Annotated in this window: 8 protein-coding genes; 5 read left to right on the forward strand and 3 right to left on the reverse strand. The window is 44.6% G+C overall.

Annotated elements, in window-relative coordinates; genetic code table 11:
- Nucleotides 1–128: 128 nt before the first annotated feature.
- From nhaA to DC487_RS14320, 3 genes are all read right to left on the reverse strand, one after another.
- A complete protein-coding gene (gene nhaA / locus DC487_RS14300; protein ID WP_116776649.1) occupies nt 129–1,355 on the reverse strand; it encodes a Na+/H+ antiporter NhaA in 1,227 nt (408 codons plus the stop codon).
- A gap of 14 nt (nt 1,356–1,369) precedes the next feature.
- Complete coding sequence (locus DC487_RS14305; protein ID WP_116776650.1) at nt 1,370–2,788, reverse strand: alanine/glycine:cation symporter family protein; 1,419 nt, start codon at nt 2,786–2,788, stop codon at nt 1,370–1,372.
- Nucleotides 2,789–3,867: 1,079 nt separating this feature from the next.
- Nucleotides 3,868–5,265, reverse strand: coding sequence for an NAD-dependent succinate-semialdehyde dehydrogenase (locus DC487_RS14320; protein ID WP_165799097.1), 1,398 nt, complete (start codon nt 5,263–5,265; stop codon nt 3,868–3,870).
- Nucleotides 5,266–5,566: 301 nt separating this feature from the next.
- Between DC487_RS14320 and DC487_RS14325 the strand changes: the two genes are divergently transcribed.
- The 5 genes from DC487_RS14325 to DC487_RS14350 all read left to right on the forward strand — a co-directional run bounded on the left by DC487_RS14325 (nt 5,567) and on the right by DC487_RS14350 (nt 13,837).
- Nucleotides 5,567–6,160, forward strand: coding sequence for an RNA polymerase sigma factor (locus tag DC487_RS14325; RefSeq protein WP_116776654.1), 594 nt, complete (start codon nt 5,567–5,569; stop codon nt 6,158–6,160).
- Between the two features lie 70 nt (nt 6,161–6,230).
- Complete coding sequence (locus DC487_RS14330; RefSeq protein ID WP_116776655.1) at nt 6,231–7,202, forward strand: FecR family protein; 972 nt, start codon at nt 6,231–6,233, stop codon at nt 7,200–7,202.
- Between the two features lie 151 nt (nt 7,203–7,353).
- Nucleotides 7,354–10,791 carry a SusC/RagA family TonB-linked outer membrane protein gene (locus DC487_RS14340; RefSeq protein WP_239016396.1) on the forward strand — a complete coding sequence of 1,146 codons (3,438 nt, stop codon included), beginning with the start codon at nt 7,354–7,356 and terminating at the stop codon, nt 10,789–10,791.
- 12 nt (nt 10,792–10,803) lie between these two features.
- On the forward strand, nt 10,804–12,258 hold the full coding sequence (locus DC487_RS14345; RefSeq protein WP_116776658.1) for a SusD/RagB family nutrient-binding outer membrane lipoprotein: 1,455 nt from the start codon (nt 10,804–10,806) through the stop codon (nt 12,256–12,258).
- A 31-nt stretch (nt 12,259–12,289) separates the two neighbouring features.
- Complete coding sequence (locus DC487_RS14350) at nt 12,290–13,837, forward strand: DUF5689 domain-containing protein (protein WP_133228616.1); 1,548 nt, start codon at nt 12,290–12,292, stop codon at nt 13,835–13,837.
- The last annotated feature ends 53 nt before the right edge of the window (nt 13,838–13,890 follow it).

Below are 13,890 nucleotides of genomic sequence, written 5' to 3' on the forward strand. Positions count from 1 at the left end.
TATTCGTTCGCCGCTTTCTCAGATAGGTGGTATGGGATTTCGAGATAACTGTCGCACTTCGGTATGACCGATCGCCGGTACTTCGAGCATGCTATCGGATAGGCACCACGATACCGCTGCGTCATTTTCTAATCGTCAAGGGACTTTCCAATGGTAATAGTTTTGCTATCAAGTTTCTTATTCTCGGAGATAATTTTTTTTGGGCTGAGATGTAGTATTAAATAGCCCAGCAATCCAGCAAATAACGAAGTTAATAAAATGGACAGCTTCGCCTCCGATACATGCAGTGGATTGGAAAAAGAAAGTAGCGCAATAAAGATAGACATCGTAAAACCAATTCCCGCTAATAATCCCACACCAAGAATGTGTATCCAAGTACTTCCTTTTGGCAATACTCCAATTTTAGTTTTGACGCAAAGGAATGTGGTCAAAAATATCCCAATAGGTTTTCCCAGCAGCAGTCCTAAGGTAATTCCCAAGCCAAGAGGTGCAGCTAATCCATCGATCATTTCGCTTTGCAGGGTGATGTTTGTATTGGCGAAAGCAAAAAGCGGTATGATTAAAAAGTTAACAGGACGAACCAATGCATGCTCCAATCGTTCTAGCGGTGATTCAATCTCGGTATCGTTGGTCGGTATAGTCATCGCAACGAGTACACCAGCTATGGTAGCATGAATGCCGGAATGATGTACAAAATACCAAACAAATACACCAGGGATAAGATAAAGATACGGATTAAGCACATTCAGACGATTCATCACTACTAATACAACCAGACCGATTCCTGCATACAAGAGATAGGTGAGCTCAATGCCTGAAGAGTAGAAGAATGCAATAACCAATATCGCAATTAGATCATCTACTATGGCCAAGGCAGCTAAGAATATTTTTAGACTTGCCGGAATACGCTTGCCCAAAATATTGATAACTGCTAGGGCAAATGCAATGTCAGTAGCCATCGGTATACCCCATCCACCTTCTGTGATAGTACCGCTATTTAGGCTGAGATAAATCAAAGCCGGCACAATCGCACCACCTATGGCACACAAAATAGGCAATGAGGCTTTTTTTGGAGATGAGAGTTCGCCTTCTACTACTTCGCGCTTTATTTCCAAACCAACTAAAAGGAAGAATATCGCCATTAATCCATCATTTATCCAAAGCAACAATGGATATCTAAGATGAATCGATCCGAAGTCTGTACCTAAAGGATAATCCAAAAAAGCCTGAAGATTATCTTTCCAAGGACTATTCGCTATAGCGAGTGAAAGCAGCACGCAAATGAGCAAAAGAATACCACCGGCGTTCGCGGATTTGAAAAAACTTTTAAAAACAGTAAGGTTTATGCGTTGCATTATATACGGAGTTCTTACCAGTACAGATTCTCTGAAGGGCGTTTTGATTTAGCAACATAGACAGGATCCTCTCCAAGTTTCCGCTGCTGTTCGTAGTCTTGGAGCAGGAATACGGCTTTTTTATACAACAGAAGAATAGCGATAAGATTAAGCCAAGCCATTAATCCCACTCCAATATCACCTAATTTCCACGCCATTTCGGCTGTGTTCACGCAGCCTATGTATACTGATAGCAGTACCGCTAAACGCAAACCTTGGATCGCAAAACGCATCCGTTTTCCAGAAAACAGAAAGCTGATATTTGTCTCCGCAATATAATAGTAGGCCATGATGGTCGTAAATGCAAAGAAAAAGAGCGTTACGGCAATAAATCCGTGCCCAAAACTTGGAAAGTGATGCGCTACCGCTTCTTGGGTAAATTCGGGGCCACTTAGACTGGCATCAATGTGTTGTACAATAAAACCACCTACCGGATCAGACACATTGTATTGTCCGGTAAATAGAATCATGAGTGCGGTCGCGGTACACACGAAAAGCGTATCTACATATACCGAAAAACCCTGCACTAGCCCTTGCTTGATTGGGTGAGAAACCTCAGCGGCGGCAGCAGCGTGCGGCGCTGTACCTTGTCCGGCCTCATTACTGTAAATCCCTCTTTTTACGCCCCAAGATAAAGCCATGCCGGCGATACCGCCAAACACAGGTTCCAGATTAAATGCGGAGCGGAAAATTAAACTAAAAACCTCTGGTATCCGATCGTAATTCAGGGTAATGATAATAACAGCCATTAGGATATAAGCGCCCGCCATGAAGGGTACGACAAATTCGGCAACTCTTCCGATCCGTCTCACGCCACCAAAAACAATGATTCCTAATATAAGCATTGTAAATAGTGCAACCGCTATACCTGATACGCCAAATGCACTGCTTGCTGACACGGCGATGCTATTGCTCTGCACGCTTGGCAATAAAAAACCACAACTAATCACCGTAATTCCGGCAAAAATCCAAGCGAATACCTTTGAGCCTAATCCATGAAGGATATAAAACGCTGGGCCACCACGAAACTGGCCATCCTTTATTTGTTTGTACAATTGTCCAAGTGTGGCCTCTACGATAGCCGACGAACTGCCTAAAAATGCAATAACCCACATCCAAAATATAGCTCCTGGTCCGCCCATCGCAATGGCCGTGGCCACGCCTGCAATATTTCCAGTCCCAACGCGGCCTGAAATAGCTATAGCGAAGGCTTGAGCGGATGATATTCCTTTGTCAGAACTTTTTCTGGCAAAAAGTAATTGAACAGAATGTTTTATATACCGTAATTGAGGTAGTCTTAGTTTAATGCTGAGAAATATTCCAGAAATTAGGCATAAATAGATGAGAGCGTCGCTCCAAACGACATTATAAACGGTATCAATAATTTTTTCCATGAATTATTTTGTAATTGCCTGCAAAATATGTAAAAATATTCGTGTGTAAAGTTCTTTTTGTGAGATAATCTGCGGCCGAGTTCTTATATCTCACCTAGATTTGTTTGAGTTTCATGCTCCTGATCGTAGCGGGTTGTGTTCTGTTTCAAAAGAGTTTGGCTAAAGCCATCATTATGAATCCATATTGCCCGGTCTTTTTAGCGGGTAGGACGACATAGATTTGGTCTGCGTATGGATATAATCACTGGAAGTAATGAATATCCAAAACTGAGCTCTTAAATATTTGTTAGTGAAGTAATCAAACTGTGTGGACAGATAAGTATGGATGCAAAAAAAACCAGAACGCAACTTTGGGATTGGATTACAGATAAAATTGGCAAATTCAGCGCATGGTGCAAACCCGACCCTGACGATTCCAAATGGGTGCAAATAGGGAAGTCCATACTTAAAATTCCAATTATTCTATTTGTCTTAGCTTGTTCGCCAGTCATGCTCATTGTTGCAGGTTTGATATTCTTCTTAATGCTTTGAATAAGGCCGTCGCACATTTTATTAATCCATGGTTTTTGTGCTTTGCGCTGCTATTTATTATACATCAGGTTGTGCAGTGGGGGCTGGGAATCCCCATAGGATGGCTTGATAGTTATCTCGACCCTTTGCTCATGATGCCGATCACGCTACACTTACTACTTTGGGAAAGGCGCTATTTGTTTGAAAAGGGTGACAGTTACAAGCTGTCAATCTTCGGAATCTTTAACTATCTTATACTGGTGAGTATCTTAGGAGAGGTTATATTTCCTGTATTGCAGCCTGGGTTTGTTGCCGACTGGATAGACGTATTGTGTTATTTTACAGGCGCAGTCTTTTTTTATATTTTTATGAATGATGTGTAAATGTTGAGTGATATGACATCAACCTTGTTGCCCATGTTAGGTAAGTACTGAAATACGGAATACTGTAGCTGTTTTGTACAGTAGCGTAAAATCGAAGCGCTTGAAGTTTTGAATTTCAAGCGCTTCGATCACTAGATCCTATTATTTATTGTTAGATAATGTCCAAAGTTGCATCATCAGATTATGTTAGTAAGGCGCTTCAATATCAGTAACGCGTACTAGCTTTTGGTTCGCAAATTCTGTAAGCGCCAACCAAGACAATTCGCGGCCATATCCTGAATTTTTAACACCTCCAAAAGGCAGTTGCGGCGACGAAGTCGTCGGTCTGTTGATGAAAACCATCCCGGCATCTATGCGTTTTGCAACACTCTTTGCATGCGGAATATCTTCGCAAAAGATAGTAGATCCAAGGCCAAAATGACTATCATTGGCCACATTGATGGCTTCTTCATCATCTTTCACTTTGATCAGAGCTATCACTGGGCCAAATATCTCTTCATCATATGCTGGTTGGCCTTTTTTGACGTTACTAAACAGCGTCGGCGCAATAAAAAATCCTTTTTGTTCCAGCCTCTTACCACCAGCTAGCAACGTAGCGCCATTATTTTCGGTTTCCTTAATTTGTTTTAATACCGTATCCATTTGTCTTTCCGAACTCATGGGGCCAAATTCGGTATCCGATTCTAAAGGATCTCCAATTTTGACTTTAGCCATGGCCGCTTTCACTTTTGCTTCAATTTGCTCATATACAGATTCTACCACAATGATCCGTTTGGATGAGGTGCAGACTTGACCAGAGTTCTCCAATCTCCCTTGCACAATACCTTTTGTAGCTTTATCCAAATCCGCTTTCTCCAAGACAATAAGTGGATCTGAACCGCCGAGTTCTAAAACGGATTTTTTAAGGTATCTCCCTGCTAAGGCAGCAATACTTGCACCGGCTTTTTCACTTCCGGTCAACATCACACCGCGGACGCGCTTATCTGCTACTATTGCTTCAATCTCGTCGGTATCAATCGCGAAGGTATTGTATACACCTTCCGGTAATCCGGCATCAACAAAAACTTTTTGTATGGCCAAGGCACATTGATATACAGCGGTGGTTGGCTTCATCAAAATAGTATTCCCCGTAGCTATGTTTGGTGCAGCAAATCGAATCAACTGCGAAAATGGGAAATTCCAAGGTTGTACGGATAATAGAACGCCCAATGGTTCATGGGTCACATAGGCTTCGCCATGTTCTATTTCGGAGATAGATTGATCTTCTAGAAATCTAGCAGCATTCTCCCCATAATATTTTAAAATTTGGATACAATAATCTATTTCCCCTTCACTGGATGTCAATGGCTTTCCCATTTCTACACATGCAAGCTTGGCGATCTCGCTTTTGCGACTTTCCAAGATTTCAGCAGATTTTAGTAATAATTGCGCTCGCTCGGAGACATCTTTTTTCTTCCACACACTATGAAATGCCTGATCGGCTTTGTCCAGCAGCTGCATAGACTCATCTACGCTATGATATGGATATTCTTTTTCAACTTGTTCGGTATACGGATTGATAATTTTAAATGTTGATTTACTCATTGTATTGTTTGTTGTTGATTTATTATTCCATTGTGTATATGAGCAGCTCTGCTCATGTATACGTTTACAACATACAAAGAGCGTGTTCAGTTTGCTGTCGAATGAATGCTGACGACCAATTGACATAATCAGGAGGGCATTTTTCCACTACTTCGTCAATTCCGAGGTGTTTTTGTCTTTGGCGGATTTTACCATGGCGTTTTCACCAATACGGAGTTGCTGCAGTCGCAAGGTATTCTGTAGCATAACATTAAGTTAATATGGGCTCTCTATATTTGTTGATCCTATGAGATAAGAAATTATGGAGATGTTACAGGATAATCAACTCATGCAAGCCATCAGAGCGGGGAATGAACAAGCTTTCGCGCAGTTTTTTGACGAGTACTGGGCTTACCTTTATCGAGAAGCATATTTTCGTCTCAAGAACCATGATGATGCTGAGGACATCGTGCAAGAAATTTTTACTTCTTTTTGGCAGAATCGTGAGACCACGACCATTAATATCTCTATCAAAGCATACCTCGCAGGTGCGCTGAAAAATAAATTGATTCGACATTATACCAAAAATAACCTGCATCAAGAAACCGTTGATCACGTTTTGCGGCAGATGACTGTCTTTGAAGAAGGCGTACTAGATGCGATTACCGCGAAAGAAATTCAGCATACCATCAACCAAGCGATACATCATTTCCCCAAGAATATGCATGATATCATCCTATTGCGGATGCAAAGCTTCACCATAGCGGAGATTTCGAAAGCCCTCGGCCTCTCACCCCAAACCGTGAAAAATAATACGACTATGGGCTTAAAACAGTTGAAAGATATCTTAAGCAAAGAGCATCCCGAAGTATCCTCCAGCCTGTACGCCTTTATTCTTGCCTTAATAATTACTTAATAGCAACTTAACGATTTCTTGAGGTACTTATTACCCATTCGCTGCACTATAAGAGTGAAAACAACAGCAAGTGGATTTAAAGAAACTCAAAGAACTGCTCAATAAGCACCAATCCGGTCAAGCTACCGAAGCCGAGCGCCAACTCATCGAGACTTGGTATGCCTCTTTCTCGGATAATCAGGAGCAAGGTGCATTCGAAAATAGCGAACAAAAGACACGCGCTCGCGAACGCATTTGGTCTGGTATTGAGATGAGCCCCCAACCTATACCACAGCGTGGGTTCACACAGCGATATCTCGTCCATTTCATCAGTGCCGCTGCGGTATTGCTCGTATTAGGAATGTCGATTGCTATTAAGCAGCGCATGTTCTCCTCCAATAGCAGTAGCATAGCTCAACAAGCATCCGTGCCTGACTTCCGCAGTAGTACGGGACGAAAAGAACGTAAGATGTTGGTGCTTCCTGATGGCACACAGATCTGGCTCAATGCCAATTCTACCATGGAAGTACTGGCAAATTATGGTGATAGTGTGCGTCGTGTACACTTATCAGGAGAAGCATTCTTTGATGTGGCTCACCAACCTTCCAAACCATTTATAGTCGAGTTAGACGACCTGAGTGTGCGCGTACTCGGAACAGCCTTTAATATCAATAGTTATGCCCGGTTACAGACCATCCATGTAAGCGTGGATCGTGGTGCAGTTCAAGTGGAGAAAAATGGTGTTCCGCTAGAGAAACTATCCCTTGGACAATCCCTCGTGTTTGCAAAGGATCAAGGCACATATGCGTTGCAGGAAACAGCCAACCAAGGCACTTGGCGCGATGGTAAAGTAGTATTGGCGCAAGCCAGCTTTGAGGAAATGGCACAAGTTATTCAAAACATGCACGGAGTAACGGTTAAGAAACCTGCAAATTCAAAGCAGACCTATTCGTATGATCTAACACTCTATGCGGATAGACCACTAAGTGAAAACATGGAAAAAATATGCAGTATACACCGATTAAAATATAGGAGGGTAGGCGATGAACTAATGCTATACTAACCAGACGATTACGTGCGGCACCCAAAGGTGCCGTCCGCAATGAATGTTGGCCCGGCTTTGCTTGAGACCCATTACCCGGCCACTTAGCTTTTTATGAATTACTAAGACTATAAAAATAATGAATATAAATCTATTGTTCATACGAATTATTATGCGTGCGACAATTATGATCTGCTTATTTGGGACGATGATTGGCCAATTTCTATTGGCGGCGCCTCTCATGGGACAAATCCACCAGCGAAAAATTGATTTTACAGCGACTGATATCACGTTGTATACGGCCATCAAGAAGCTCGAAAAGGAGCAAAACTTGGACATTGCATTTGATGATAAGCTCCTAGGGCTATCGTCTAAAACCGTGTCTAATAAATCATTTAAAACGACTTCCATTGCACGCATACTGCAAAACCTATTTATCGGTACGAATGTCGTTTTTGAAGAAAATGATAGGGGAACTATTATCCTGAAGAAAGCGCAGCAGCCCGGTGTGCTCACAGGCGTTGTGTTGGATGAAAACGGCGATCCTTTACCATCGGCAACCGTGCGTATTGTGGAGCTCAATAGAACTACCACCACCAACAACGATGGTCGGTTTACCGTTTCAGTACGTCCCGGATCCTACACTGTCACGGCGAGCTACATCTCGTTTGAGACCATGAGCAAAAATCAGGTACTTGTGCAAGAAGGTGAAACCATGACCTTAAGTTTTCAATTAGTGCCTGCCATGGATGAAGTAGCTGAGGTAGTCGTGACCGCGCTAGGCATATCACGTCAGCAAAAGTCATTAGGCTATGCCGCGACCGAACTAAAAGGCGAGAAGATTGCTGAAACCATGCCCAATAATTGGACGGAGGCGCTTTCAGGACGCATTGCCGGGGTCAATCTCGTGCGCTCGGGAGCAGGTCCAGCAGGTTCGAACAAGATTATTCTACGTGGCGAAAACAATTTGACGGGAGACAACCAAGCTTTGATCATTGTCGATGGAGTTGTGATCAATAATAGCAGTGGCAATCAAGTCGGGCAAGGGCATGGCGCTTATTTAGGTGGCGATTCACCGGTAGATTTCGGAACGGGGATCAACGATATCAACCCTGAAGACATTGCCTCTCTCACTGTACTTAAAGGTGCCAATGCCACGGCGCTCTATGGACAGCGAGGAGCTAATGGAGCGATTGTCATCACCACAAAATCAGGAAGGATCAACAAAGGCATTGGTGTCACGGTATCTTCTAATGCTGTGATCGAATCCGTATCGCGCTGGCCAGACTACCAGTATGAATACGGACAAGGAACGGAGGGCGTACGCTATTACTCCTTCAATGATGGGATCGATGGCCCGAGCACACGAAGCACAAGCTCTGCTTGGGGACCAAAATTTGATGGTCAAATGTATTTCCAATACGACCCGATCACCCAGACTCGTGCTGCAGAGCGCACGCTTTGGGAGGCGTTCCCAGATGAGCGTAAGAAGTTTTTCGAAACCGGAACCACATTTACTAATTCCATCAGCCTAGATGGGGGCAATGCCCGTACACAAGTGCGTTTTTCTTTTACGGATCTACGCAATAAATGGATCATCCCCAATACAGGATACGAACGCAACAACGTATCCTTGACGGCCGCCCATCAAGTCACCGATAAACTACGCATCCAGACCCGCATCAATTACCGACAAAATCGTAGTGATAACTTGCCCACTTCTGGCTACAACAATCAATCTTTCATGTACTGGAATGCCTTTTGGCAACCTAATGCGCAGTTGAGTTGGTTGGAAGATTATTGGAAGCATGGATCAGAAAACCTGGTGCAAAACTATCCGTATAGTAGTCTAGTCGACAACCCGTACCTAATCGCATACGAAATGCTCAACAAGAATAAGCGACATGGCCTAACGGGTAACATCGAAGCCACGTATAAGTTCTCGGACGAATGGGATGTGCTGGTGCGTACCACTATGGATCTAAATGCCGAACGGCGCAGCCAACAGCGGCCATACGATACCGAAAAATTTAGAAAGGGAATGTTTCGTACCCAAGCCATCAATAACACAGAAACCAATTCTGAATTGATGGTAACGTACAAGAAGGATATCAACGACGATTTCAAAATAAGAATCACTGGTGGAGGTAGCTCCCTACGCAATGAAAATGCGCTAGAACGCAATTCTGCCGATTCATTGGCTTATCCCGGTATTTTCAATATGGGGAATCCGGCAGGCGTGATCGTGAGTACACCTTTTCGCAGCGAACTGGTGCTCAACAGTGTGTATGCCTTTGGTACGGTTGCATTTCGCGATTATTTATTTGCCGATCTATCATTTCGTACCGACTGGAATAGCGCGCTAGCCTCGCCCACCAACAAAGGCAAGTCGTTTAGCTACCCATCTGTCAACGTGAGTTATGTGCTTTCTGATATGGTAAACTTGCCAGCACAGTTTTCCATGGTCAAGTTTCGCGGATCTATCGCCGAAGTTGGAAGTGGCTCAATGGTACCTTATCGCACGTCCTACACGTACAATGTAGACCCTACATTTCCCGGCGGAAGATCAAACCCTACCTCGCTTCCTAACCTACAACTAGAGCCCCTCAAAACGGTCAGTTACGAACTTGGAACAGATCTCAACTTCTTTAGAAATAGATTCACCTTGAACGCGACCTATTACACCGCAACGACAACCAATCAGCATTTAGTTGCCGTCATCGATCGTGCGTCTGGCGCAAATAACGTATTGATCAATGCCGGTGGCATCCGAAATAGTGGATTTGAATTAGAAGCATCCATCGTACCGATTCAGAAGAAGGATGGCCTTACTTGGACGATGAGCCCCACTTTTAGCACCAATAAGAATAAGGTGTTGGAACTGACCGACAACCAGCAAGAAATGATCTTGCAAAACGGGCCCGGCAGCCGCGGTATGATGGTAGCTCGTGTGGGTGGACGCATGGATGAATTATGGGGTCGCGGTTACCAACGTGCACCCGATGGACAGATTGTATACCAAAATGGTCTACCTCAATTAACCGATTCGGTACAATACATTGGCCAAGCCAATCCTGCCTTTCGTTTAGGCTTGTACAACGAGTTCCGATACAAGCAATTCCGCGTTGGCTTTTTATTCGACGCGCAATTTGGTGCGGTCGGCTATTCATTGACCTCTGCGGTCAATAGTGAGCAAGGTAAAACCACCAATACCTTACCTGGCCGCTACAACGGTATCATCGGAAATGGTGTGATCGACAATGGAGATGGCAGCTACCGAGCAAACGACGTGATCGCTACCAATGTGTGGGATTATTACAATGCGCATATGGGGCGTGACAACGTCGAAGGCACCAGTTATTCGACCGACTTTCTAAAGTTTAGAGAGTTTCGAATCGATTATAGTTTGAAGCCTGAAACCTTGGCTAAGTTAGGCTTGCAACGTGCGACCATAGGCGCCTTCGGCCGCGACCTGTTTATCTGGTCAAGCTGGCCTGCTTTTGATCCCGAGTTTGGCACATTGGGTAATGGCGACATCACCCGAGGCTTTGAGTTGGGGCAATTCCCGGCTACGCGCACTTTTGGTGTCAACCTAGTTATTGGCCTTTAAATCATTGTAAATATGAAACATCTTATAAAAGTAATAGTACTAGGAATCGTTTGCTCGAGTATATTCACCTCCTGCAACAAGGATTTCCAAGAAATCAATACCAACCCAAATACCAGCCCTCGGGTGCAACCGGAGAACCTGCTCGCTCCTGCATTAGCAAAATCAGTGAGTGCCAACATGAGTCGTAGCCAGCGCATCACCAACGAACTGATGCAAGTAACGGTCAATATGGGGGACGGCGAAGGTCGTATCTTCCGATACGATATCCGCACCAACGAAGCCGATCACATGTGGAATAATCTCTATGTGCAGCTACGCAACTTTCGCGATATCTACGAGTACGCGGATGAACTCAATCAACCAGAATACAAAGCAATTGCCCAGATTTCTGAAGTGTGGTTGTTCTCAATACTTACCGATATTTATGGTGATATTCCGTATTCGCAAGCATTACTGGGAAGAGATTCAAACATAGTGCAACCGGTATTCGACAAGCAGCAGGCGATCTATTTATCGCTGTTTGAGAAGTTAGAAGAAGCCAATACCTTACTGAACGGTATCGCTTTTGAATACAAAATAAAAGCAGATGCAGACCCTGTTTTTAATGGGCAAATGTACAAATGGCGCCTATTTGGTAATTCCTTATACCTGCGCTTGGCACTACGTCTTGCACACAAGACTGAGCTGAATACTGCGGCGATTATCAAAAAGATTATCGAAGACGAACCGATACGGTATCCCATTATGCGTAGCAATGATGACTCCGCTATTTTGAGATGGACTGGTGTATCACCGTATGTATCACCTTTTGGGACTTGGCGGCCGGCCGATTGGTACGGTCCAAAATCGGCCAGCTTCTTTATCGACAAACTTAGTGAGCGAAGTGATCCGCGTATTGTAAGCTGGGTTTCCCTTTTCAATGGCGACTATCTTGGCGTGCCGAGTGGGTATCCGATTGGGCAACCACCTGTACAAGGTTCTGCGCTACACACCGACTTGATGTCTCACCCTTTATTAGGAAACATGTTGAATTATGGCGAGCTACAGCTCATCTTAGCCGAAGCAGCCGTTAAAGGATACATTACCACTGGATCAGCACGTGAATATTACGAACGTGGCACCAGAGCAGGTATCGAGCTGTGGGGGCATCAAATGCCTTCGTTCTACCTCTCGACCGATCTGACTGCTTGGGACGATAACTTTGATGAATTTCAGAAAATGGAACTCATTCACCTGCAAAAATATTACGCGTTATTCTTCACGGATATGCAATCCTGGTTTGAGTTTCGCCGTACGGGTCACCCCGTCCTGCCTATAGGATCGGGACATCTCAACGGGGGCAAAATGCCTGTAAGACTCAATTACCCAGTCTATGTGCAAAATGCCAACCGTGCTAATTATCAACAGGCTGTAGCCGAGCAAGGACCGGATAATTTCAATACACCGGTATGGTGGCAAAAACCTTAATCGAATGCGCAATTATAATCCAATTACGAAAATGAAAAAGTTAAGCTATAGCGTTCTATTTATCATATGGGGATTGATCACGCTATTGACCTCCTGCGAAAACAGAGACCATATCTTAGGGACATTAAGTCCGTATATCTCCATACAAGATCTTCGTGCTGTGCACAAAGGCAATGACGTGGAGATTACGCCAGAATCTGTCAGTGAAGCCGAATGGACCACCGGCGTGGTGATATCAGATGCACAATCGGGCAATGTGCCCGAAGGCATGATGATCGTGCAACAGCTCCAACGGGGAAATAGATTACACGGTATTGCACTGAAGGTCGGCGACCTTGCGGCAGCATACCGAATGGGCGATTCCATCCGTATTAATATCGGCGGAAAAACATTGCGTCGCGAAACATTCCTATACATAGACGGACTGCGTACCAGCGATCTTGAAATGGTAGGTAATGTGGGCAGCGTACGTACCAGACAAGTCTCTGCATCCGCTATCAACCAGCGCCCTCATGAATACGAAGGCACCCTAGCGCAGATCGGTGGCGGAGAGCTAGTGCCAATGCCAGTAGAAGGTGATAGCTTTGTGGGAGCAAAGAAAATGCTCAACGGCGCAGATACGCTTGTGATTAGAACATTGCCAACGGCAAACTATGCGGCGCTTCCTGTACCGCGCAATATGAACGTAAAAGGTATATTATTGGGCGATACGGATGGCCTAATGGCCGTCTGGCCATTTGCAGAAGCGCATATCGAGGATACATCTGACCCAATAATTCCCGGCGATCTCGGTGATATGCCACTTGTATTCACCGGGTACTGTCCTGATCCAGAAGGTACGGATACCAACTATGAGTATATCCAGTTGATGGCTAACGCTGATATCAACTTTGCAGAAATCCCATTTGCCGTCGTCACGACAAACAATGCTGGTGCAAACCAACCCAATGCGGGTGCTGCACCGGGTGCAGGGTGGTCTACCGGTGGTGCACGTACACTCAAATTCAACCTGACGGAAGGTTCGGTCAAGAAAGGGGAGTTCTTCTATGTTGGTGGTCACCAAAAACGTATCAGTGGCGCAAACTCTACGACATTAGGTGAGCTCAATTGGGTACGCGCTATTCCATACGCTACCACTGGTGGTGATGGATTGGGCGATGCAAATGCCAATATTCTCGCAAATAGTGGGAATGCAAGTGGTATGGCGCTCTTCGTTGGTACCAATATCAACGAGGCTTCCGTACCACTGGATGTGGTGATGTTTGGCGGTACAGGTACGGCCACCATCATTGATTCGGTCGCCAATCTAGGATATCGCATACCGAACAACGACCATTATCAGCGTTTCCATCCCGAGTCATTAGCGCCACAACCTTTCTTCTCTATGGGAAGCAATCAATATCGCATTCCACATTTTGTGCCTACTAATGTGGGTTTCTTTATCAAGTTGGGCGGTGTATTCAACGCGACCACTCGCAAGTGGGAAGTAGCGAGAAGCTATTACGCCGAACGCCTAAGTAAACAAGCACCAGCCAGTATACTATCTACTGGTACGGGTGTGACCCAACAGGTTGATTAAATAATAATGAAGGCTGTATAAAAAGTCAATTATCGACATCATCGCATACTAAC

This window comes from Sphingobacterium corticibacter (genome assembly GCF_003076635.1).
In the GTDB taxonomy this organism is placed as follows: domain Bacteria; phylum Bacteroidota; class Bacteroidia; order Sphingobacteriales; family Sphingobacteriaceae; genus Sphingobacterium; species Sphingobacterium corticibacter.